The sequence below is a fragment of the Collinsella sp. wc0529 genome (assembly GCF_046116875.1).
Classification (GTDB): domain Bacteria; phylum Actinomycetota; class Coriobacteriia; order Coriobacteriales; family Coriobacteriaceae; genus Collinsella.
The window spans coordinates 44,841-66,187 of sequence record NZ_JBJXBO010000001.1 but is presented as its reverse complement, the minus strand read 5'-3'; the positions used below and the strand labels follow the sequence as shown (position 1 = coordinate 66,187).

The 21,347-nt window shown below is 59.8% G+C and carries 17 protein-coding genes and 1 other RNA gene; 16 read left to right on the top strand and 2 right to left on the bottom strand.

Going from position 1 to position 21,347, the window contains the following annotated elements; translation table 11 throughout:
- The first annotated feature begins 74 nt into the window (after positions 1–74).
- From ACKUTP_RS00280 to ACKUTP_RS00255, 6 genes are all read left to right on the top strand, one after another.
- On the top strand, positions 75–1,718 hold the full coding sequence (locus ACKUTP_RS00280; RefSeq protein ID WP_409063257.1) for an isopeptide-forming domain-containing fimbrial protein: 1,644 nt from the start codon (positions 75–77) through the stop codon (positions 1,716–1,718).
- 1,218 nt (positions 1,719–2,936) lie between these two features.
- Positions 2,937–3,854 carry a class C sortase gene (locus ACKUTP_RS00275; protein ID WP_409063256.1) on the top strand — a complete coding sequence of 306 codons (918 nt, stop codon included), beginning with the start codon at positions 2,937–2,939 and terminating at the stop codon, positions 3,852–3,854.
- A gap of 304 nt (positions 3,855–4,158) precedes the next feature.
- On the top strand, positions 4,159–4,470 hold the full coding sequence (gatC, locus tag ACKUTP_RS00270; RefSeq protein WP_055287082.1) for an Asp-tRNA(Asn)/Glu-tRNA(Gln) amidotransferase subunit GatC: 312 nt from the start codon (positions 4,159–4,161) through the stop codon (positions 4,468–4,470).
- On the top strand, positions 4,470–5,984 hold the full coding sequence (gatA, locus tag ACKUTP_RS00265) for an Asp-tRNA(Asn)/Glu-tRNA(Gln) amidotransferase subunit GatA (RefSeq protein ID WP_409063255.1): 1,515 nt from the start codon (positions 4,470–4,472) through the stop codon (positions 5,982–5,984). The genes gatC and gatA overlap by 1 nt, the downstream gene beginning before the upstream one ends.
- On the top strand, positions 5,984–7,660 hold the full coding sequence (gene gatB / locus ACKUTP_RS00260) for an Asp-tRNA(Asn)/Glu-tRNA(Gln) amidotransferase subunit GatB (protein ID WP_409063254.1): 1,677 nt from the start codon (positions 5,984–5,986) through the stop codon (positions 7,658–7,660). Before gatA ends, gatB begins: the two co-directional genes overlap by 1 nt.
- Positions 7,661–8,010: 350 nt before the next feature.
- Positions 8,011–9,375 carry an ATP-binding protein gene (locus ACKUTP_RS00255; RefSeq protein WP_409063253.1) on the top strand — a complete coding sequence of 455 codons (1,365 nt, stop codon included), beginning with the start codon at positions 8,011–8,013 and terminating at the stop codon, positions 9,373–9,375.
- A 64-nt stretch (positions 9,376–9,439) separates the two neighbouring features.
- Here ACKUTP_RS00255 and ACKUTP_RS00250 read toward each other — a convergent pair whose 3' ends face one another.
- Complete coding sequence (locus tag ACKUTP_RS00250) at positions 9,440–10,438, bottom strand: helix-turn-helix domain-containing protein (protein WP_409063252.1); 999 nt, start codon at positions 10,436–10,438, stop codon at positions 9,440–9,442.
- Between the two features lie 120 nt (positions 10,439–10,558).
- Here ACKUTP_RS00250 and ACKUTP_RS00245 point away from each other — a divergent pair, with 120 nt between their 5' ends.
- The 6 genes from ACKUTP_RS00245 (at position 10,559) to ACKUTP_RS00220 (ending at position 17,633) form a co-directional block, all read left to right on the top strand.
- Positions 10,559–12,385, top strand: coding sequence for an ABC transporter ATP-binding protein (locus ACKUTP_RS00245; RefSeq protein ID WP_409063251.1), 1,827 nt, complete (start codon positions 10,559–10,561; stop codon positions 12,383–12,385).
- A complete protein-coding gene (locus tag ACKUTP_RS00240) occupies positions 12,386–14,143 on the top strand; it encodes an ABC transporter ATP-binding protein (RefSeq protein ID WP_409063250.1) in 1,758 nt (585 codons plus the stop codon). It abuts the gene before it with no gap.
- A gap of 145 nt (positions 14,144–14,288) precedes the next feature.
- On the top strand, positions 14,289–14,534 hold the full coding sequence (locus ACKUTP_RS00235; protein WP_022094642.1) for a DUF6110 family protein: 246 nt from the start codon (positions 14,289–14,291) through the stop codon (positions 14,532–14,534).
- Between the two features lie 78 nt (positions 14,535–14,612).
- Positions 14,613–16,628: a heavy metal translocating P-type ATPase gene (locus ACKUTP_RS00230; RefSeq protein ID WP_409063249.1), complete on the top strand. Its 2,016-nt coding sequence runs from the start codon at positions 14,613–14,615 to the stop codon at positions 16,626–16,628.
- A gap of 139 nt (positions 16,629–16,767) precedes the next feature.
- On the top strand, positions 16,768–17,121 hold the full coding sequence (locus ACKUTP_RS00225; protein WP_409063248.1) for a hypothetical protein: 354 nt from the start codon (positions 16,768–16,770) through the stop codon (positions 17,119–17,121).
- Positions 17,118–17,633 (top strand): type II toxin-antitoxin system VapC family toxin, encoded by a 516-nt coding sequence (locus ACKUTP_RS00220; protein WP_409063247.1) that lies wholly within the window; start codon positions 17,118–17,120, stop codon positions 17,631–17,633. Before ACKUTP_RS00225 ends, ACKUTP_RS00220 begins: the two co-directional genes overlap by 4 nt.
- Positions 17,634–17,691: 58 nt before the next feature.
- Here ACKUTP_RS00220 and ACKUTP_RS00215 read toward each other — a convergent pair whose 3' ends face one another.
- Positions 17,692–18,126, bottom strand: coding sequence for a hypothetical protein (locus ACKUTP_RS00215; RefSeq protein WP_409063246.1), 435 nt, complete (start codon positions 18,124–18,126; stop codon positions 17,692–17,694).
- A 236-nt stretch (positions 18,127–18,362) separates the two neighbouring features.
- On the opposite strand from ACKUTP_RS00215, the gene ssrA reads away from it, so the two are divergent.
- The 4 genes from ssrA to rpsI all read left to right on the top strand — a co-directional run bounded on the left by ssrA (position 18,363) and on the right by rpsI (position 21,317).
- Positions 18,363–18,726: a transfer-messenger RNA gene (ssrA, locus tag ACKUTP_RS00210) on the top strand.
- Positions 18,727–19,403: 677 nt separating this feature from the next.
- Positions 19,404–20,282 (top strand): patatin family protein, encoded by an 879-nt coding sequence (locus ACKUTP_RS00205; protein WP_409063245.1) that lies wholly within the window; start codon positions 19,404–19,406, stop codon positions 20,280–20,282.
- A gap of 193 nt (positions 20,283–20,475) precedes the next feature.
- Complete coding sequence (rplM, locus tag ACKUTP_RS00200; protein WP_022094635.1) at positions 20,476–20,919, top strand: 50S ribosomal protein L13; 444 nt, start codon at positions 20,476–20,478, stop codon at positions 20,917–20,919.
- 2 nt (positions 20,920–20,921) lie between these two features.
- Positions 20,922–21,317, top strand: a complete 396-nt coding sequence (gene rpsI, locus ACKUTP_RS00195) for a 30S ribosomal protein S9 (RefSeq protein ID WP_022094634.1) — start codon at positions 20,922–20,924, stop codon at positions 21,315–21,317.
- Positions 21,318–21,347 lie beyond the last annotated feature (30 nt).

Sequence of the window (21,347 nt, the reverse complement as noted above, 5' to 3'; positions counted from 1 at the left end):
CGAAGTAGATGCTAAGACACAGACAGATGATGACCGATCAAATGAGAACCAACCGGAAAACGGAGGAAAAGAAGATGAGCTTGAGCAAGAACATCGCACGCCTGGCAGTAACCGCCGGCCTCACGGCGGCGTTGAGCTTCGGCGGTGTGATGGCCCCGGTGACCATGGCGTTTGCTGCGGAGGGCGACAACACCATCACCATCACGCAGAACGCGAACAACGGAGCCACCAAGTTCAAGGCGTATCAGATCTTTAAGGCCGATGTCTTGGACAAGGACGGAAAGAAGGTCGTGTCCAATGTCAGCTGGGCGAGCGATGAAGCGGAGGATGCCGTCCTGGGGGTCCTTAAGGGCGAGAGCGTGCCGGGCATCTCCGATGCCTCGACCGCGCAGGAGGTTGCCGACTACCTTTCCAAGACGATTGCGGATACCACTGCTACCACGGTCGTGGAGAAGGATAATCTTCTCAATAAGATTGCCCTGGCTGTCGAAAAAGCCGTGCCCCCGACCGGTGAGGCTTTTGATGCCGGCGCCGCCTTTACCGCCACGAACAAGGGGTATTACCTGTTCATGACCGACGCCGCATCGATTGGAGCCAAGGACAATTACGCCGATAAGAAGCAGACCGGTACCTCGCCGATTTTCGCCGTCGTGGGCGGCAGTGCTGTGGAGGTTGCCGAGAAGACGGACATCCCCACGGTCGAGAAGAAGGTCATGGACGACAAGTCCAACAGCAATTGGGCCGACAAGGCTGACTCCCAGATGGGCCAGAATGTTGAGTACCAGCTTACCGGTACCGTCGCTAAGAACGTCGATACATTCGATACGTATTACTATCAGTTCCATGACGAGCTCTCTGCCGGCCTGACTGCCAATCAGGCTTCTGTTGAGGTTAAGGTCGATGGGGCTAAGATTGATCCTGACAAGTACGCTGTTTCCTACGACCAGGAGAACGGCAATAACCTTCTGACTGTCACGTTCGATGATCTTAAGAGTTCGGGCGCAACCGTCACGCCGAATTCCAAGATCGTTGTGACCTACACCGCCAAACTTGATCCCGCCAAGGCTAAAAAGGTCGTTGTCGGTGGCGAGGGCAATGAGAATACCGTCAAGCTCATCTACTCCAACAACCCCGGCCATGATGGCAAGGGCGAATCCGTGCCCGACACCGTGCGCGACTACACCTATGCACTCAAGCTCGTCAAGGAAGACTCTGCTGATTCCGACGTTAAGCTCTCGGGCGTAAAGTTCACCATCCAGGCGACCGGTGCCGACGAGGGTACTGGCATCCAGTATGTCCAAGAGGACGGCTCTTTTGGCGATACTGCTTATGAGTTTACGACTGATGATAAGGGCGAAATCAGCGTCAAGGGCCTCGATGCTGGCACCTATACGGTCAAGGAGACCCATACGCTCGACGGCTATAACACCCTGTCCGATTTCACGTTCACCATTACTGCCACGGGTCTTGATCAGAACGAGGGCGCGAATGCGCTGCAGGTGACCACATCCAAGAATGGCTCTGACCTCGTCGCCACCCCCTCCTTTGATAGCGGCACCGTCACTCTTACCGTCCAGAACAAGAAGGGCTCCGGCCTCCCGCTGACCGGTCTTAACGGCGTGACCTTCACTTGGATCGCTGGTGGCGCGGTGCTGTGCATCGGCGTGGCGCACCTCATCCGCAGCCGTAAGCAGGCTGAGGAGTCCGAGCAGGAGTAACGCTCGCTCACCCATCCCTTTGGCAGGTGGGATGTGATGGCCATGAGACTTGCGGACACTTTTCTCGTCCATCCACGGTCTTGCTTTGCCATGCTCTTTTCGGGGCAGATTCCGCACTGGAGTCTGCCCCGTTTTTTTGGATAACGCAGCCAGCCTCCATCGCCCGATGAATCAAGCGTATGAATATCGAACAGATGTTTGCAATTATTGCGTTTACCAGCTGTGGGTGCATACACTCGCAGTAAAATATCCTTGCGACGCATTCCGTGCGCGGGCGGCCGACGACTCGATCGGAGGTCCCCAAATGCTGAAATTCCTTAACGCGCTCGCCGCCCTCGCGGCGGTGGGCACGTTCGTCATCGCGTTTCTAGACTCGTATGAGGTTCGGTTTAAGGTCCGTAGGCGCACGCGCGGTGCGGACGGTAGAAGACATTTGCGCCGCAACAAGCGCAAATAAGAATGCCCGGGGTTCGGAGCCCGGGCATTTAACAACGTCGGAAACTGGTCGCCCGCGCTCCTAAGTACTTACGCGGGGTGCGTCGTTTCCTGTAGTTATTGTATCCCGAATCGCCCCGCCGATTCGGGACATTTTGAAAACGCAAACACGTCGGGCAAACGCGGACAATGCGGCCAAGCTCCTCTGGACGGGGAACCGTGTTTGTAACTATCGAACAAATGTTTGTCAAAATCGCGTTTACCAGGCGTGGGTGCATACACTCGCAGTAAAATACCCTTGCGACGCATCCCGTGCGTGGGCGGCCGACGACTCGATCGGAGGTCACCATATGCTGAAATTCCTTAACGCGCTCGCCGCCCTCGCGGCGGTGGGCTCGTTCGTCATCGCGTTTCTTGACTCGTATGAGGTTCGGTTTAAGGTCCGTAGGCGCACGCGCGGTGCGGACGGTGGACGGCATTTGCGTCGAAAGCGCAAATAAGAATGCCCGGGGGTCGGATCCCGGGCATTTAACAAAAGCTGAAAACTAGGCCGCCCGCGCTCTCGTACACTTACGCGGGGTGCGTCGTTTTCTATTGACATTGTATCCCGAATCGCTCAGCCGATTCGGGACATTTTGAAAACTCAAATGCGGGCCCATACTCGCACTGCGCAATGCTGCCAAGCTGCGTTGTCCGGCGCGGAAGCACGCTAATCGGCTATTATTTGTTTAGACAACTTGAGTTGTAGAGGAGTGACCGGCGATGGTGCAGGGCGCCAAACATATGAAGAGCAATAACGCCGCGGACAACGGCGGCTCAAACCCCCAGCCCAAACCTCAACCAAAACCCAAGCGCCGCCGCAAGCGACTGCCGCGCTGGGCCGACCGGCTCATCACCATCGTCATCATCCTTATTGGCGTGGGCCTTATGACCTGGCCGTGGATCTTGGACCGGCTCGAGGCCTCGGGCGTGTTCAACCAGATCAGCACCGTGTCCAGCACCGTGGACGCGCTGTCTGCCGAGGAGCGCGAGCGCATCCTGCTCCAGGCGCGCTCCTTTAACGAGCAGCTGGCGGGCGAGGCCACCGAGCTTCCCGCCGACCAGATTGAGCCCTATGCCCAGCAGCTCATCTTTGATCGCGACCCCATGATGAGCTGGGTCGAGATTCCCTCCATCGACGTGAGCATGCCCATCTACCACGGCACGAGCGAGGAAGTCCTTATGGCGGGCGTTGGCCACCTGGAGGGCACGAGCCTGCCGGTGGGCGGCACCTCGACGCATTGCGTGCTCACCGCGCACTCGGGCATGCGCAACCTGAGCATGTTCGACGACATCCATTCGCTGGAGTCCGGCGACCTGGTGCTGCTGCACACCATGAACAAGACGCTCGCCTACAAGATGGTGGACTCCGAGGTGGTGCTGCCCGAGGAGATGGAGTCGCTGACCATCGAGCCCGGCGCCGACAAGGTGACGCTCGTTACCTGCACGCCCTACGGCGTGAACGACCATCGCCTGCTGGTGCACTGCGTGCGCACCAAGTACAACAAGAAGGACGTCGACAAGCAAAAGTCGCTGGCCGGCCGCCACTGGGGCAAGCGCGAGTTTGCCGTGCTCATCGTGGTCGTAGCCATTGTGCTGTTGCTGCTGGACATCGTGATCCACGCGGTCCGCAAGCGCCGCAAGGTCAAGGCCTCGGCATAAGGCATCGTTCAGAACCACCACAATGGGGACAGGCACCTTTGTGGTGGCCGGGGCTTTCAAATCATCACAACATTCGATGAAAATCGCGATTTTGGCGAAAAGCGTCGAATGTTGTGATGGTTTCCGCTGTGGGCGAGACGGTTTTCGCTATGGACGGTGCGGTTTCGCTGCAGAACCGACAGCCCGCCGCCTGCTGTCCCGCCGCCCTCGTTACGTTTTCGCTGCATTTGGGTAAAGCGCCTGCTCCAAGCGGCGTTGCCTTGTATACTAGAGCGGTTTATCTGTTATGCGGAAGGGAGCGCCTATGGCACTCAGCGAGAAAGACGTGCGCGGCATTGCCGAGTACGCAAAGATCGCACTGACCGATGACGAGCTCACCCAGATGACGTCCTACCTGAACGACGCCGTCCAGATGCTCGAGCCCGTCTTGCAATATGACTTGCCCGACGTGGAGCCCACGTTCCATCCCATCGGAAGCCTGTCCAACGTGATGGGCGATGATCTGCGCGAGCCCGAGCGCGACCTGCCGCTCGACGTTGCGCTCGAAAACGCCGGCAGTGCGCGCGATCGCTACTTCCGCGTGCCGTCCATTTTGGGAGAGGGGGAGAGCGAGTAATGGCGCAGAGCTTCGATTCCCTTACCGCCGCCCAGATCGCCGCGGGCGTTGCCGCCGGCGACTTTACCGCTACCGAGGTGGCCCAGGCCTCCCTTGCCGCCATCGAGGCGCGCGAGGGCGGGGTCCAGGCATTCCTACAGGTGGCGCCCGAGCTCGCGCTCGAGGCCGCTGCGCGCGTGGATGCCGACCGTGCCGCAGGCAAGCCGCTGCCCCCGCTCGCGGGCGTGCCGCTGGCCATTAAGGACAACATGAACCTCGTGGGTACGCGCACCACCTGCGCTTCCCGTATGCTCGAGAACTACCAGAGCGTCTACACCGCCACCTGCGTTCAGCGCATGCTCGACGCCGGCTGCCTGCCCATGGGCAAGGCAAATATGGACGAGTTTGCCTTTGGCAGCTCCACCGAGAGCTCGGCGTTCCACCGCACCAACAACCCCTGGGATACCGAGCGCGTGCCCGGCGGCTCCTCGGGTGGCTCCGCTGCTGCCGTCGCCGCGGGCGAGGTCGCGCTCTCGTTGGGCTCGGACACCGGCGGCTCCATTCGCCAGCCGGCGTCGCTGTGCGGCGTGGTGGGCTTTAAGCCCACGTATGGCGCCGTGAGCCGTTACGGCGTGGTTGCCTTTGGCTCGTCGCTCGATCAGGTGGGCCCCTTTGGCCGCACGGTCGAGGATGTCGCGCTGGCCATGAACGCGCTTACCGGCGCGGGCCACGATCCGTACGACTGCACCAGCCAGGATTGCGCCGTCGACTTTGCCGAGCATCTCAACGACAGTATCGAGGGCAAGCGCGTGGGCATCATCCCCGCGTTTATGGAGGCCGAGGGCCTGACGCCCGAGGTCAAGGTCGCTGTTCAGCGCGCCGCCCAGGAGCTGCAGAACCAGGGCGCCGAGCTGGTCGAGGTCGACCTGCCGCACCTGGACGCCGCCATCGCCGCCTACTACGTCATCGGCCCGGCCGAGGCGTTCTCCAACCTGGCCCGTTTCGACGGCATTCGCTACGGCTACCAGGAGGAGGGCTGCGCCAACCTGTCCGACCAGAGCTCGCTTTCGCGTGCCCATGGCTTTGGCGCCGAGGCCAAGCGCCGTCAGATGCTCGGCGCTTACCTGCTGAGCTCGGGCGTGTACGACAAGTACTACTACGCTGCGCAAAAGGCCCGCACGCTCATCACGCAGGACTACGACGCCGCGTATGCCAAGGTGGACACCATCCTCATGCCCGCCTCGCCGCGCACGGCCTTTAAGTTTGGCGAGATCAGCGACCCCACGCAGATGTACCTTTCGGACCTGTACACCATCTCGCTCAACATCTGCGGCAACGGTGGTATCTCGGTGCCGCTGGGCCTGGGCGAGGATACTCAGCTGCCCGTTTCTGCCCAGCTGGTGGGTCCGGCCTTTAAGGACCGTCAGCTGCTCACGTTTGCCCGCGCCCTGGAGCGCGGCTTTGCCGATGCCGCTACGGGTGCGCCCGCGCTTTCCGTCGCGCCCGATTTTGCCGGGAAGGGAGGCGAGCTGTAATGAAGGAGCTTTCCGAGGTCCTGCAGGATTGGGAGGCCGTGATCGGCCTGGAGATCCATACCGAGCTCACCGCACTCGATACCAAGATGTTCTGCAACTGCAAGCTCAGCCACGATGACGAGCCCAACGCCAACGTGTGCCCGGTGTGCCTGGGCCTGCCCGGCGCCCTGCCGGTGCCCAACAAGCGCGCCATCGAGAGCATCGTCAAGGCCGGTCTCGCCACCAACTGCGAGATTCAGCGCCACTCGATGTTCTACCGCAAGCACTACTTCTATCCCGATATGGCCAAGAACTTTCAGACCACGCAGGGCCCGGTCGCCTTTGCCATGTACGGTCACCTGGATCTGGACGTGACCGGTCGCGGTGCCGCCGAGCGCCCCGACTGCGCGTTTGGCGAGGCCGAGGCCCAGAGCCTGGCGAGCGCTTCGGCCAACGCCGAGGGCCTGTCCACGTCCATGACGTCGACCATGCGCGAAGGCAATCAGCGTGCCGGCCACCTGGCCAGCTACGATGCGTCCAACCTGCAGATGCCCGAGCGTCGCGAGGACGGTTCCTATACGGTGCCCATTCGCATCCTGCGCATCCACATGGAGGAGGATGCCGCCAAGATGGTGCACGTGGGCGGCGCCGAGGGCCGCATTACCGCCGCGGCCGAGTCGCTCGTCGACTACAACCGTTGCGGCACGCCGCTCATCGAGCTCGTTACCGAGCCCGACCTGCGCACGCCCGAGGAGGCTCGCCTGTTTATGGAGAAGCTCCGTCGCATCTTTGTGACGCTGGGCATTTCCGACTGCTCCATGGAGAAGGGCTCCATGCGCTGCGACGGCAACGTGTCGCTGCGCCGCCGCGGCGAGACCAAGCTGGGCACCAAGACCGAGCTCAAGAACCTCAACTCGTTTAAGAGCCTGCACGACGGCCTTGCCTACGAGATCTGCCGTCAGGCCGAGGTGCTCGAGGAGGGCGGCATCATCTACCAGGAGACCCGCCACTGGGAGCCCAGCCGCAAGCGCACCGTGGTCATGCGCGTCAAGGAGACGGCCGACGACTACCGCCTGTTCCCCGATCCCGACCTGGCGCCGTTCGACCTGGACGACGAATTCATCGACCGCTGCCGTGGCGAGATTCCCGAGCTGCCCGATGCCAAGCGCGCCCGTTTTGAGGCCGACTTTGGAATTAAGGCGGCCGATGCCGAGCAGATTGCCGGCGACCCCGAGTTTGCCGAGTTCTTTGAGGCCGCCGCTGCCGGTATGGCTGGCAAGGAGGCCCAGACGGTCGCAAATCTGCTGGTCAACGAGATGATCGCCTACCTTAAGGGCGCGGGCGTGTCGCTCGCCGAGTCCGGCATCGCGCCGGCTCAGGTGGCGGCTCTTGCCAGGCTGCTGGCGACCGATGCCATCAGCTCCAACCAGGCGCACGAGGTCTTTGAGGCCATGGCCCAGACCGGCGACGATCCCAACAAGATCGTCGACGAGCGTGGTATGCGTCAGGTAAGCGATGCCGACGCGCTGCAGCCGATCGTGGACGAGGTGCTGACAAACTGTGCCGAGCAGGCGCAGCAGTATCGTGACGGAAACCAGAAGGTCATCGGCTTTTTGGTGGGCCAGTGCATGAAGGCGAGCCGCGGTAAGGGCAACCCGAAGCTCTTCAACGAGTTGCTGAGAACGTCGCTCTCGTAAACGGGAACCCGGGAGCCCCGGCAGGGCGGGTGCTTCCTCAAAATTTCAAACAGTCCTGCGCAAGACGAAGGCCACATTAAGTGGCCTTCTTTGCGTGCGGAACTCATTTTGAGCAAGCACCCGCCCTGCCGGGGCTCCCAGGTTCTGCAACGACTCGGCCGTTCGGGTCAGGCGGGCTGATAGGAAAGATGGTGGCGGAGTTGCAAAATGCGCCTCCGCCTTTTGAATGTGATGAAAGTGTGGCGAAATGAGCTTAAAACTTCCGTAAATGTGATAAATGTCACGTTTTACCTAGGGTAAAATGTGGGAAATATCACGTTTACGGAAGTTTCTTTGCGGGAGGTTCGGTCATGCAGCGAGATATCATTGCCAAGCTTAACGCTTGGAAAGCGTCAGAATATCGTAAGCCGCTTATCCTTAAGGGGGCGCGCCAGGTTGGAAAGACGTGGGCGCTTAAGGAGTTCGGCCGAACCTCGTACATCAATTTTGTGTATCTGACGCTCGAGGAGCCGTCACCTGGGGTACAGAGCGAGTACGCTCAGTTTTTCGAAGGTACGCGCGATCCTCGACGGATCATCTCAAATCTTTCCCTGGCACTTGGACAGCCTATCGAGCCCGGCGAAACGCTGCTTATTATTGATGAGATTCAGGATTGTCCTTCTGCAGTCGGCGCCCTTAAATACTTCTGTGACGAGGCCCCCGAGTATCACGTCGCATGCGCAGGGTCTTTGTTGGGCGTTCGCTTGTCCCGTGAGACCAGCGCTTTTCCGGTGGGAAAGGTCGAGTTCATGGAGATGCGCCCCATGAGCTTTTCCGAGTTTCTGAAAGCCGAGGGCGCTGCAAACTACGACGAATACCTTGGCGGCCTGGATCAGATCGAGACAGTGCCCGATTTCTTCCATGTCCGTCTCGTCGAGCATCTTCGTCGTTATTTTGCATGCGGCGGCATGCCAGAGGCTCTTGGCCGGTGGGTGGAGACGGGCGATATCGTTCAGGTCGATAAGGTGTTGTCTGATCTCTTGGATTCCTACGAGCGCGATTTTGCCAAGCATGGTGGCCGTGCGCAGTTCGCCAAGCTTTCGCAAATATGGAACTCGATTCCAGCTCAGTTGGCGCGCGAGAACAAAAAGTTCGTTTGGGGTGCGGTGCGCGAGGGGGCTCGTGCTCGAGAATACGAGGATGCTCTGGAATGGCTTGCCGATGCTGGGCTCATCACGGCGGTTCGCCTTAATGCTGCCGGTGGTGTGCCGCTCTCTGCGTACGATGACCTCAAGGCATTTAAAGTCTACTGTCTTGATGTCGGCTTGCTGCGCCGCATGGCAAGGCTGGATGCGTCCGCTTTTGCCATCTCGGATGCGCTATTTTCGGAGTTCAAAGGTTCGTTCGCCGAGAACTATGTGCTTCAGGCATTACTTTCACAGTTAGATGCTGCTCCGCGTTATTGGACAAACGAGAAGCCGAAGCACGAAGTCGATTTTTTGATTCAAGTCGGAAACGAAATCGTTCCCGTCGAGGTCAAATCGGGAGAGGTCGTTCATTCCAAGAGCCTTAAGTACTATGCCGACAAGCATGCGGGGACGACTCCATTGAGGGTCCGCTACTCACTTAAGAACCTAAAGCTCGACGACGGGGTGCTCAACATTCCGTTGTATTTGGCTGATCGATCTGTCCCTCTTATCAAAAAGGCGCTTGATCGTGCACATCTTGACGTTTAGATCCTGGGTGAGCTGACGGGCGGCGGCTAATTAATCGCTCCGTTACGGCCAGGGAGCTTGGGCCTTAGCGATGCTTGCTTCGCCAAGCCGTGGGTGTCATGCCAGTGTGTTGTTTGAAGGCTTGGGCGAAGGCGGCTTGCTGAGGGTAGTCGAGCCGCTCTGCCACCTGCGCTATCGTGAGCGAGCTGTCGGCCAAAAGGTCCTGTGCTCGCTCCATACGGCGTCTGCGAATGTAGGCGCCCAGGGATTCGCCAGTTTGGGCCTTAAAGGTGGCGCATAGTTTGGAGCGGCTTGTGTAGAGCCTCTCGGCCACCTCGTTGATACCCACACGTCTGCCTGTATCGAGCGTGCGCTCAATCATTGCCGTTGCTTCTTCGGCAATGGTTATGCTGACGCGTGTGTCCGCCGCCTGCCGTGCCTGCTTGTGGGCCGCGCGCGAACAGGCGAGCTCCGCGACCATGGTCTCCACGATGCCCTGCATATAGACGTGTCCGCCTACGGTGCGGGCGCGTTCCTCGTTAACCCGGCGCAGCGTGTGGCAGATGGCAGACGTCGCTTCCTCGTGCCATGGCTCGGCAAACGCCTCAAAGATTCCCGCGAACTCGGTGGGATAGCGGTGCTCCAGTTCGTCAAAATATCCAGGCAAAAAGAGCACCGAGCGCGAGTGATAAAGCTCCCCCGCAAACAGCGGGCTTAATTCCTCGCCACAGCTATCTTGGATAAAGCTGCAAACGGCATTGTTTGGCCACGGTCCATGCAATGGTTTGAGGTTCGCGGGCGTTATGCCAGCCTCGGGCATGCATGTAAGTGTGGGCGCGCTGACCTCGCTCACGCAGGCGTACGGCTCGGGCGTGTATTCGGCTAGGTACATGTTGCGCGTCGGGGTTATGAAATGCTCCATGACAATGCAGGCGGGGGAGAGGGGCATGATCCATGCGCGTCCGTGCGCCCGATCGTTTGCCACCTCGCCGGTAAAGACAGCACCTTTGCCGGAAAGCTCCAGGCCAAACTGCTCAAACTGTGGTGCGTAGAGCTCGGTTATGTCGGTCGCTGCCCGCCGCATTTGCAAAAGCGTCCCCTTCCTTTGCAGAAACGTCCACAGCTCGGTTGATTGTGAGCCATGGCTAACACATCAATGATAAGTTCATTACGGTTAACTCTCAAGCCGTTAGAAAGGGATCTCATGGCAAAGGAATCAAAAAAGGAAGGTGGCGGTATCGGCGAGCTGCTTGCATATGCCGGCGACCGTAAATTCCTAACGTATTTGGGCATGGCGCTCTCGGCGTTCTCGCAGCTGCTGAGCTTTGGCCCGTACGTGTGCATTTGGCTTGTCGCGCGAGATCTGATCGCTGTGGCGCCTAACTGGAGCGAAGCCACTAACATCGCGATGTACGGTTGGTGGGCCGTGGGTTTTGCCCTGGCAAGCATCGTAGCTTATTTCGTGGGGCTCATGTGCACGCACCTGTCTGCGTTTCGCTGCGCGTCCAATATTCGCAAGACTACGAGCGAGCACCTGCTTAAGCTGCCGCTTGGCTACTTTGACACGCACGCCACCGGTGAGCTGCGTCGTGTTGTAGACGGATGCGCCGCCTCCACCGAGACCCTGCTCGCGCACATGCTGCCCGATATCGCCGGCGCCGCCGCCATGGTCGTGGGCCTGCTCGTATTGCTTTTCGCCCTCGATTGGCGCTTGGGCGCGGCATGCCTTATCTCGGTCGTCGTTTCGTTTGGCGCCATGGCCACCATGATGGGCGGCAAAGGCGCCGAGTTCATGAAGGCCTACATGGGAGCGCTGGTCAAGATGAACAAGACCGGCACCGAATACGTACGCGGCATCCCCGTGGTCAAGGTGTTTCAGCAGACGGTCTACTCCTTTAAGGCTTTCCACGATGCGATCGCCGAATACGCCGACATGGCACAAAACTATGCGGGCACGTTCTGCCGAGGTCCGCAGGTACTCAACCTTACCGCGCTCAACGGTCTTGTGGCATTCCTGTTGCCCGTGGCGTTGCTGTTGGCGCCGGGCGAGACGGACTTCGCGCATTTTATGGCCAACTTCACGTTTTACGCGATATTTTCGGCCGTGGTGCCGACGGCCATGACCAAGCTCATGTTTGTGGGCGAGGCCTCTCAGATGAGTGCCGATTCGCTGGATCGTATTCGAAGCGTCATGGATTCCAAGCAGCTCTCCGTGCCCGCCCAACCCAAGCACCCTGCCGGTGGCGACGTGCGATTTGAGGACGTGAGTTTTACCTACGAGGGTGCCGAAACACCTGCCGTTAGCCATGTGAGTTTCAGCGTTTCCGCGGGTAGCACTCTCGCCCTGGTGGGTCCCTCGGGTGGCGGCAAGTCAACCTGCGCAAGCCTGATCCCGCGTTTTTGGGACGTTTCCTCGGGTCGAGTGCTCGTGGGCGGTGTGGACGTTCGCGATATGGATCCGCACGAGCTTATGGGCCAGGTCGCCTTCGTGTTCCAGACCAACCAGCTGTTCCGGCAAACACTTGCCGATAACGTGCGCGCCTCCAAGCCTACGGCCACTGACGACGAAGTGCGTGCGGCCCTCTCCGCAGCTCAGTGCGACGACATTGTGGCCAAGCTCCCACAGGGCATCAATACCATGCTCGGTGCCGGCGGAGCATATCTTTCGGGCGGCGAGGTCCAGCGCGTGGCACTCGCCCGCGCGATCCTTAAAGACGCGCCTATCGTGGTGCTCGATGAGGCCACGGCGTTTGCCGATCCCGAGAACGAGGCGCTCATCCAGCGCGCCTTTAGCAAGCTGGCGGCTGGTCGCACAGTCATTATGATTGCGCACCGACTCTCGACTGTAGTGGGCGCAGACCAAATCGTGGTGCTCAACCAGGGCAGCGTGCAGGAGTCGGGTACCCATGCCGAGTTGCTGTCCCAAGAGGGTCTGTATGCCAGGATGTGGGCCGAATACGAACAGGCCGCGAGCTGGAAGATTACTGCTACGACCGCGGATACCGCCGTCGCGAAGGGAGGCGAGGCCTAAATGTTCGCCTCATTCCAAAAGAAGTATTTCCTATCCGATAAAGGCATCGCCGGCGTAAAACGCGGCATCTTCTGGACCACGCTCACCAATCTCATTACCATGGCCGGCATGGGCTTTTTATTCCTGGTTATGGCCGGCTTTGTCGAGCATCTCGCCAGCGGCGCCGACCTGCCGGATGCCCTGCCGATCGTGGGCGGCCTCCTGGTCTTTTTCGTGTTGCTCTTTGCCTCTAACTGGCAGCAGTATTACTACACCTACTGCATCTTTTACGAGGAGTGCGGCAAGCAGCGTATGGAGATCGCCGAGCGCTTGCGCAAACTGCCGCTGTCGTTTTTTGGTCGTCGTGATCTGGCCGATTTAACCGAGACCATCATGGGCGACGTTCAGGCCATGGAGCACGCCTACAGCCACGTGCTGGGAGAGCTTTGGGGCGCCATCATCGCAAGCGCCATTGTGTTCGTGGGGTCGCTGTTCTTTTGCTGGCAGCTGGCGATCGCGGCGTTTTGGAGCGTTCCCGTGGCCTTTGCCGTGCTGTATCTAACACGCGGCCCCATGGCTCCGGTGTTCGATCGCGTGCGTGCCGAGAAGGTCAAGGTTACCGAGGCTATTCAAGAGACGCTCGATTGCGTTCGCGAGATCCGCGCCACCAACCAGGAGGCCCATTATCTTGAGGGACTCAACGTCGTGATCGATGCCGAGGAGCGTGAGACCACCAAGGGCGAGCTCGTTAACGGGCTTTTGGTCAACTCCGCCTTTGCCATCCTGCGTCTGGGCATTGCCACCACGCTGGTCACGGGTGCCGCGATGGTCGCCTCCGGGCAGGTCGACTTTTTGGTGATGTTTGCCTTCCTGCTTATGGTGAGCCGTATCTATGCGCCGTTTGACCAGGCGTTAATGCTGGTGTCCGAGCTGTTTGCCGCCGAGTCGTCTGCCAAGCGTATGCGTTCCATCATGGAAGAGCCTGTGGCGCGGGGCAGCGAGAAATTTGAGCCCGTGGGCCACGATGTGGTGTTCGATCATGTGGCATTTGGCTATGGTGCGGGCGAGGACGGCCGCGCCGGCGAGAAAGTTCTTACCGATGTGAGCTTTACCGCCAAGGAAGGCGAGGTCACGGCACTGGTCGGTCCTTCGGGTTCCGGTAAGTCTACGGTGAGCCGCCTGGCCGCGCGCTTTTGGGATGCCACCGAAGGCACGGTCACCGTGGGTGGCGTGGATGTTGCGAGCGTGGATCCCGAGGTACTGCTGCGCGACTACGCCATTGTGTTCCAAGACGTGCTGCTCTTTGACGACACGGTGATGGGAAACATCCGCCTCGGGCGTCGTGACGCCACCGATGAGGAAGTGCTTGCGGCCGCGCGTGCCGCCAACTGCGACGAGTTCGTGAACCGCATGCCGCAGGGCTACGACACCATGATCGGCGAGAATGGCTCCAAGCTGTCCGGCGGCGAGCGCCAACGCATCTCTATCGCCCGCGCACTGCTCAAAGACGCGCCCATCGTGCTGTTGGACGAGGCGACGGCAAGCTTGGATGTGGAGAATGAGACCGTGGTACAGCAGGCACTCTCCCGTCTGCTTGCAGGTAAGACGGTTATCGTTATTGCCCACCGTATGCGTACGGTGGAAAATGCCGACAAGATCGTCGTGCTCAAGGATGGTGTGGTTGCCGAGCAGGGCACTCCGGCGCAGCTTAAGGCGGCAGGCGGAGAATTCGCCCGCATGGTTGCGCTGCAAAAGGAGGCGGCTGCCTGGCAGCTGTAGGAAAGGCGACCAAGATTTCCAAAGGTTAACTTTGGTTGACCATAATAGTTCGACTAAACTAGTCTCAAAAGCGTGCTCGAGCAAACTAATGAACTCGGGTGCTAAGGCACCATGCCGCGCTTGTGCGGCAAAAGGGAGAAGCAACATGAAGAAGTCGACGTTTAACACCCTGCTTGTCGGTGGCGGTTTTCTGCTTGGTACGGCCGGCATCAAGCTGCTCACCAGCGCTCCGGTAAAGAACGCCTGCGTGCAGGGCATTGCGTGCGGTATGCGCGTCAAGAACTGCTACCAGGACATGGTCGAGCAGGCCAAGGCTAATGTCGACGACATGGTTGCCGAGGCTGCCTACATCACCCAGAGCGAGGCCGCTGCTGACGAGGCAGCCGAGTAACGCTCCCAGGCACAAACTATGAGATTCTCGATTATTAGCGAGATCCCCGGCAGGACCCGTCTTCAATTGGCGGGTCCTGTGCCAGAGAGCGATCTCGATGCACTTCTTAAGCTTGGCGGCGACATCGATGGCGTGCACAAGGTGCGCGTGTATGGCCGCATTGGCCAGATGGCGCTGGAGTACGACGAGCCGCGCCGCGCAAGCGTGCTCGACGCCCTAGGCGCACTCGATGCTCAAGCTATCACCGATGCCAAGTCGGGCTACGTGATGCAACTCGAGCCGCGCAAGCAGAAACTCGTTATGGACCTGGCGACACTCGTCGGTGCCCATTACGCGCGCCGCTGGTTCCTGCCGACGCCGCTGCGTGCCATCTTTGTCGTGGCCGGTTACATGGCATTTTTGCGCGCTGCTCTTCATGAGCTGGCGCAGCCGCGCCTGACCGTTCCTGTGCTCGACGCTTCGGCCATCGGCATTTCGTTCGTCAAGCGTGATGTCGACACCGCGGGGCAGACGATGTTCCTGCTCAACGTGGGCGAGCTGCTCGAGGACTACACGCGCGCCATGAGCGAAAACGAGCTCATCAACTCGCTGCTCGATGTGCCCGACAAGGCGCAAAAGGTCGTCGGCGACACCGAGGTAAGCGTTGCCGCGACCGAGCTCGAGCCCGGCGATTTGGTCGCCGTGCGCACCGGTATGTCCATCTGCATCGACGGCGTGGTCGAGCAGGGGAACGCTATGGTCAACCAGGCGACCCTGACCGGCGAGCCGCTGGCCGTCGAGCGCAGCGCGGGCGACGACGTGTTCGCCGGCACCGTCGTGGAAGACGGCAGCATCTTGGTGCGCGTGCGCGCCAATACGGCGCAAACCAAACTGCGCTCAATCGTTTCGCTCGTGCAGACGGCCGACTCGCTCAAATCCGAGGGCCAGTCGCATATGGAGGACCTTGCCAACAAGATCGTCCCGTGGAACTTCCTGCTCGCGGGCCTGGTTGCGCTTACCACCCGCAGCCTCATCAAGACCTCAGCGGCGCTGATGGTTGACTACTCGTGCGCACTCAAGCTCACGGGTTCCGTCGCCGTCATGACCGCCATGAGCGATGCTGCCAAGATGGGCGTGATGGTCAAGGGCGCAAAGTACTTTGAGTCGTTTGCCAAGGCCGACACCATTGTGTTTGATAAGACCGGCACGCTCACCGAGGCGCAGCCGCGTCTTGCCTGCGTACTCACCACCGATGGCTGGAGCGAGGACGAGATCCTGCGCCTTTCCGCTTGCTTGGAGGAGCATTTCCCGCATCCGGTGGCGCGTGCCGTGGTCAACGCTGCTCACGAGCGTGGGCTCGAGCACCGTGAACGCCATGCCGCCGTCGAGTACATCGTGGCGCATGGTATTGCCTCGTCCATTGAGGGGCGACGCGCGATTATTGGCTCGGCACACTTTGTGTTTGAGGATGAGGGCGCGCAGCTCGAGTCCGACATTAAGGAGCAAATCGAGCTCCAGATGCAGGGTCTGTCGTCGCTGTATCTGGCGGTCGATGGCACCGTTGTGGGCGTGCTCGGTATAGAGGACCCGCTTAAGCCCGGGGTTCGCGAGGCCATCGCCGACTTGCACGCGTTGGGCGTTAAGCACGTGGTCATGCTCACGGGCGACTCGGAGCGCACGGCCGAGCGCATTGCTCGCGAGGCAGGTGTCGACGAGTTTAAGGCCGAGCTACTGCCCGAGGACAAGTACGCCTATGTGGAGCGGATTAAGCGCGAGGGGCGCCACGTTGCCATGGTTGGTGACGGCGTCAACGACTCACCGGCACTGGGCCTGGCCGACGTGGGCCTGGCAATGGGCGGCGGCAGCGACATTGCCAAGGAGGTCGCCGACATCATCCTGACCGATACGGATCTGGCCGCGATCGTGCGCCTGCGCCGTATGAGTCAGGGGCTTATCGACCGTCTGACGAGTTCGTATTCCAAGGTGATGCTCACCAACTCGGCGCTCCTGGCACTGGGTATTACCGGCATGATTACTCCGCAGACGTCGTCACTGCTGCACAACGGCTCAACGATCGCCTACAGCCTGGGCAACGCGAAGGCTTACCTGCGTTAGCGTTTTCGATTGAGTATATGGCCTGCATTCGGGCGGCACCGCAGCCGCCAGGGTGCAGGCCTTCTTTTGTTTGACGAGATGTTAGCTCGGATATATGCTTGTGCTAGCACTGCTAGCAAATGCTGAAGGTGAGGTTGAGATGGCTACCGTTGGCAGCATGGCGCAAGTGAATGTTCGCGTAGATCGCTCGGTTAAAGAGCGCGCCGAGGAAGCGTTGCAGCTTTCGGGCAGGTCACTGCCCGACCTCATCAAAAAGGTTGTGGCCAAGGTCGCACAGGGTGGTGGGCAGTGCGAGGAAGTGCTGTCTGCCGTTGATGGCCGGCAACAGACCATCGCGCCCGATACTCCGTTCGCTGCGTCGTGGGCGGCGGCGGATCAGCTTTACGCGGACCTGGGCATCGCTACGTCGCCCGTATCCGACGATCGCGATTGGGACACAATCTATTCCGAAGCCATGGACGAGCGCTATCGCCAAAAGGGGATGATCCTGTGAGCGGGTCTCCCCTCAAAATAATGGTGGACGCCAACGTATGGGTTGATTCGTTTTGCGTCGACCATGCCGAGTCGCTTGCCGCGCGTGCGTTTATTGGGCAGGCGACGGAGACGGGGGCGTTGCTGTTCTTCCCGGTGCATATCGCTAAGGACGTGCTGTACGTTGTCCAACACGAGCTGAAGCGTAGCGTTCTTGCCAGCGGGGGAGCGCTCGACGAGGCATCTGCCCGCGCAATTGGCGATGCGGCGTTGGCGTTTGTTCGGAACATGACCGAAAACGCTACGGCCGTGGGTGCAGATGCGTCGGACCTTTGGCTGGCCGACAAATACTTAGCGCTCCATCGCGATTACGAGGACAACTTAGTGCTCGCCGCATGCAAGCGCGCGCAGGTCGATTACTTGGTGACCAACGATCGCAAGCTGCTCGAACATGCCGATCTTGCAGCAAAGACACCTCGTCAAATGATGCCGATTCTTGCTTTGGCCGAACGTGGCGGCGCGGCTATCGGTTGACGCGAACTGTTTGCGGGCCTCTTGGACGACGATGCGCCAAGGGGCCCGCGTCTGCTATTTACAAAAGCTCGGCCTTAATGGCGGGAGCTTCGGTGAGCTTTTCGGCAGCCTTTTCGTCGGAATCGTTTAGTGCTGCCAGGCTGCGGTAGACCCACTCGTTGACCTGGGTGTTCTTGACGCCTGCGGTCTGCATAAGGGCGCCTACCTCGCGGATTGCTGCGAACAGATCGGCTTTGGGACCCGCGAGCTCGACCTCGATGCCGTGGTAGGCGGTCACGCCGCGGTTCTCACTCACGTGGTCGATAAAGCCTTCGACGGTCTCAAGCTGCTGGGCGAGAGCTGCATCATCGTCAGCGTCCAGCGCGACGAGTGCGTTCGATACCGTGAGGGCGGGATGTCCGCAGGGGACAAAGCCTTCGATGACATCCATAGCTTCGGTAATGGTTGAGCCCAGGCCTGCGAGGGCATTGACGAGTTGCTGCTTGGTATCCATAACGGTCCTTTCGACGGGTCAATTTTGCTTGGCGAAAATATACGTGACGCGATCGGTAGCAAAAGTGTGAAGTGCGGAGCACATTGGGGTCTTCACAGCTCGTGCATAGAACAGCTGTCCGCTTTCAGAACGTGGTAAGATAACACTCCACAAGCGGGGCTCGCCCTGCATGTTCCTTGAAAAGTCGATGGGTGTTGGGTGCTCGTGCCCAATGCCATCCAGACTTCCCGACATTCGGGGGCGACTGGTTTCGACACGATAGCTCTGAGAGAGGAAGCAAGCCGAGGTCTCCTCGCCTCGTTAAACAGGGGTACCGTCAAATTGAATTGACAACAACTCTTCTTTTGAGCCTATGGCTCTCGCTGCTTAGTTTATAGCGGCGCGTCAACCCGGTGATTTCCCCGCCACCGGTGCGACGTCATTTTAGGGGAATGCTCCTGCGCACGTAATCGGTATGGCGCAGGCTAAGACCGAACCGGTTGGGACGCCGCGAGCGTGTCGCTGCGCGCAAAGCGTCCGAGACTAAACCAGCGACTGAGCTTGGAGATGCCAATCAGGGGGCTTTCGTGGACCGGAGTTCGATTCTCCGCGCCTCCACCATAAGTAACAGGCAGGTAGAGAAGTGTCTCTACCTGCCTTTTTATTACTTACAGATACCGCGGAGAATCGAACTCTATGCAGGGCGCGAGCGTTAAGCAAACGCGAAGCGTTTGTAGCGAGCGGGCGAGGGCGCCGGCAGGCGGCCGAAGCCGGTGCGTATTTGCGAAGCAAATACGCGGATTCTCCGCGCAAACTTCCGACTCAAAACGGATGCGATGTTATCGAATTTCAGCCTGCCGTGCCCCGCATCATCGGATCCCCCCGTACCGCGGAGAATCGAACTCTATGCAGGGCGCGAGCGTAAAGAAAACGCCTTGGCAACGCAGACCGGGCATGCTTTCCCAATGGCGGCCCAGGCGGAAAGCGCATCCCGGAATCCGCACTCAGACTGGGACGTAGTTTCCGGATGGTGTCTCAAACGGAAGCCGCATCCCGGAATCTAAGCTCGGAATGGGATACATTTTCCGGATGACGCCTCAAGCGGAAACCGCGACCCGGAATCGAGCCGTAGAGTGGGACATGCTTTCCCAATGGCAGCCCAGGCGGAAAGCGCATCCCGGAATCCCGCCTCAAACTGGGACGCGCTTTCCGCTCCATCTCCTCAACTCCAAAACCCGCGCGCCCTCCATCCCAAAACTGGGTAGAAGAAAGTCAAAACGCAATCGCAGGAGGTCAATATGACTGCAGAAGATAAGGCAAAGAACGCCGGCAAGGTCGCGCTCGTTTTGGAGGGCGGCAGCTTCCGCGGGCAATTTACCGCAGGCGTGCTCGACGTTCTCATGGAGGCTGGCGTCGAGATTCCGGCTGTCTATGGTGTATCGGCCGGTGCGCTCAACGGCGTGAACTATAAGTCGCACCAGATCGGCCGTGCCAACCGCATCAACCTGGCTTTCTGCAACGACAGCCGCTTCATGGGCGCCGCATCGTTTGCGTCCACGGGCTCCATTGTGGGTTACGACTTTATCTTCAACGATGTCCAGGACCGCCTGGATCCCTTTGACAACGAGACGTTCGACGCGAGCCCCATCGAGATGTACGCCGTCGCGACGGATATGCTCTTTGGAACCGCCACGTACCTCCCGGTCAAAAGCGCCGTTCTTGACCTCGATGCCGTGCGCGCCTCGACGTCGCTGCCGCTGGTGACGCCGTCGGTCGAGATTGACGGGCACAAATACGTCGACGGCGGCGTGGCCGATTCGGTTCCTATCGAGCATGTGCTCGAGGAGGCGGGCTTCGACCGCGCGGTTGTCATCGTCACGCAGGACCGTTCGTATGAGAAAAAGCCCTACGAGTTTATGCCCGCCGCACGCGCCCGCTATGCCGACTACCCCTATCTGCTCGAGGCTATCGAGACGCGCCACGACCGCTACAACATGCAGCGCATGCATCTGTGGAAGTATGAGCGCGAGGGCCGTGCGTTGGTCATCGCTCCGCAAAAGCCGGTCGAGGTCGGCCACGTTGAGCACGATTCGGCAAAGCTTTTGGACCTGTATATCCAGGGCCGTCAGGAGGCAAAGCGCTTGCTCGCGGAAATCCAAGAGTTCGTTGAGCGCTAGCGACGGCGAACCCTCAAAAGATGACAACAGCTAAAGAGCTGGAAAATCACGGCTCGTGGATGACATGTGCAGAAACTCTGGTCGGAGCCAAAATACCTGTTGACTCGTACGGCGAGCGGGGTAATATGGACGGGTTACTTGCAGAGCCCCGTGAATCTCTGTAACAACACGTACTGTACATGGAGGAGTCTAAGTGATTTCGAAATCGACTCACTACGCCAAGCAGGGCGAGGTCCAGCGCAACTGGGTTCTCGTCGACGCCGATGGTGCTGTCCTGGGCCGTCTTGCCACCCAGATCGCAATGATCCTGCGCGGTAAGAACAAGCCCCAGTTCACGCCCAACAGCGACTGCGGCGACTTCGTTGTCGTCATCAACGCCGATAAGGTCCAGCTTACCGGTAACAAGGCCGACACGAAGACCTATTATCGCCACAGCGGCTACAACGGCGGCCTCAAGGCTGAGAGCTTCCGCCAGGCTATGGAGAAGCACCCGGAGAAGGTCATCGAGCGCGCCGTTCGCGGTATGCTGCCCAAGACCACCCTCGGCCGTGCCCAGATGACCAAGCTTAAGGTCTACGCTGGTGCCGAGCATCCGCATGCTGCCCAGAACCCCACGAAGATTGAGCTGGAGGCTTAAAGATGGCTGAGAACACCGTTGTCTACCAGGGTACCGGCCGTCGTAAGAACGCCGTCGCCCGCGTCCGTCTCGTCCCCGGCACCGGCAAGGTGACCATCAACAAGCGTGATGCCGAGCAGTATTTCGGCCGTCATCAGCTCGTTGAGAACGCCCTTGCTCCCTTCAAGGTGACCGACACCGCCGGTCAGTTCGACGTTATCGCTCTGTGCGATGGCGGCGGCATCTCCGGTCAGTCCGGCGCTCTGCGCCTGGGCATCGCTCGCGCTCTTCTGAACGCTGGCGACTACCGTGCTGACCTCAAGAAGGCCGGTTTCCTTACGCGCGATGCTCGCGTGGTCGAGCGCAAGAAGTACGGCCTCAAGAAGGCCCGCCGCGCTCCCCAGTTCTCCAAGCGCTAAGGTTTTATCTCCTTTCGAGATACAATGTAC

What these genes read in the sequence shown, in the direction of transcription:
- ACKUTP_RS00250 (WP_409063252.1), bottom strand. Translation starts at nt 10,438, where the DNA reads ATGCGGCGGGCAGCGACCGACATAACCGAGCTCTACGCACCACAGTTT.
- ACKUTP_RS00235 (WP_022094642.1), top strand. Translation starts at nt 14,289, where the DNA reads ATGAAGAAGTCGACGTTTAACACCCTGCTTGTCGGTGGCGGTTTTCTG.
- gatC (WP_055287082.1), top strand. Translation starts at nt 4,159, where the DNA reads ATGGCACTCAGCGAGAAAGACGTGCGCGGCATTGCCGAGTACGCAAAG.
- ACKUTP_RS00205 (WP_409063245.1), top strand. Translation starts at nt 19,404, where the DNA reads ATGACTGCAGAAGATAAGGCAAAGAACGCCGGCAAGGTCGCGCTCGTT.
- ACKUTP_RS00255 (WP_409063253.1), top strand. Translation starts at nt 8,011, where the DNA reads ATGCAGCGAGATATCATTGCCAAGCTTAACGCTTGGAAAGCGTCAGAA.
- ACKUTP_RS00245 (WP_409063251.1), top strand. Translation starts at nt 10,559, where the DNA reads ATGGCAAAGGAATCAAAAAAGGAAGGTGGCGGTATCGGCGAGCTGCTT.
- ACKUTP_RS00225 (WP_409063248.1), top strand. Translation starts at nt 16,768, where the DNA reads ATGGCTACCGTTGGCAGCATGGCGCAAGTGAATGTTCGCGTAGATCGC.
- ACKUTP_RS00280 (WP_409063257.1), top strand. Translation starts at nt 75, where the DNA reads ATGAGCTTGAGCAAGAACATCGCACGCCTGGCAGTAACCGCCGGCCTC.
- ACKUTP_RS00240 (WP_409063250.1), top strand. Translation starts at nt 12,386, where the DNA reads ATGTTCGCCTCATTCCAAAAGAAGTATTTCCTATCCGATAAAGGCATC.
- rpsI (WP_022094634.1), top strand. Translation starts at nt 20,922, where the DNA reads ATGGCTGAGAACACCGTTGTCTACCAGGGTACCGGCCGTCGTAAGAAC.
- gatA (WP_409063255.1), top strand. Translation starts at nt 4,470, where the DNA reads ATGGCGCAGAGCTTCGATTCCCTTACCGCCGCCCAGATCGCCGCGGGC.
- ACKUTP_RS00215 (WP_409063246.1), bottom strand. Translation starts at nt 18,126, where the DNA reads ATGGATACCAAGCAGCAACTCGTCAATGCCCTCGCAGGCCTGGGCTCA.
- gatB (WP_409063254.1), top strand. Translation starts at nt 5,984, where the DNA reads ATGAAGGAGCTTTCCGAGGTCCTGCAGGATTGGGAGGCCGTGATCGGC.
- ACKUTP_RS00275 (WP_409063256.1), top strand. Translation starts at nt 2,937, where the DNA reads ATGAAGAGCAATAACGCCGCGGACAACGGCGGCTCAAACCCCCAGCCC.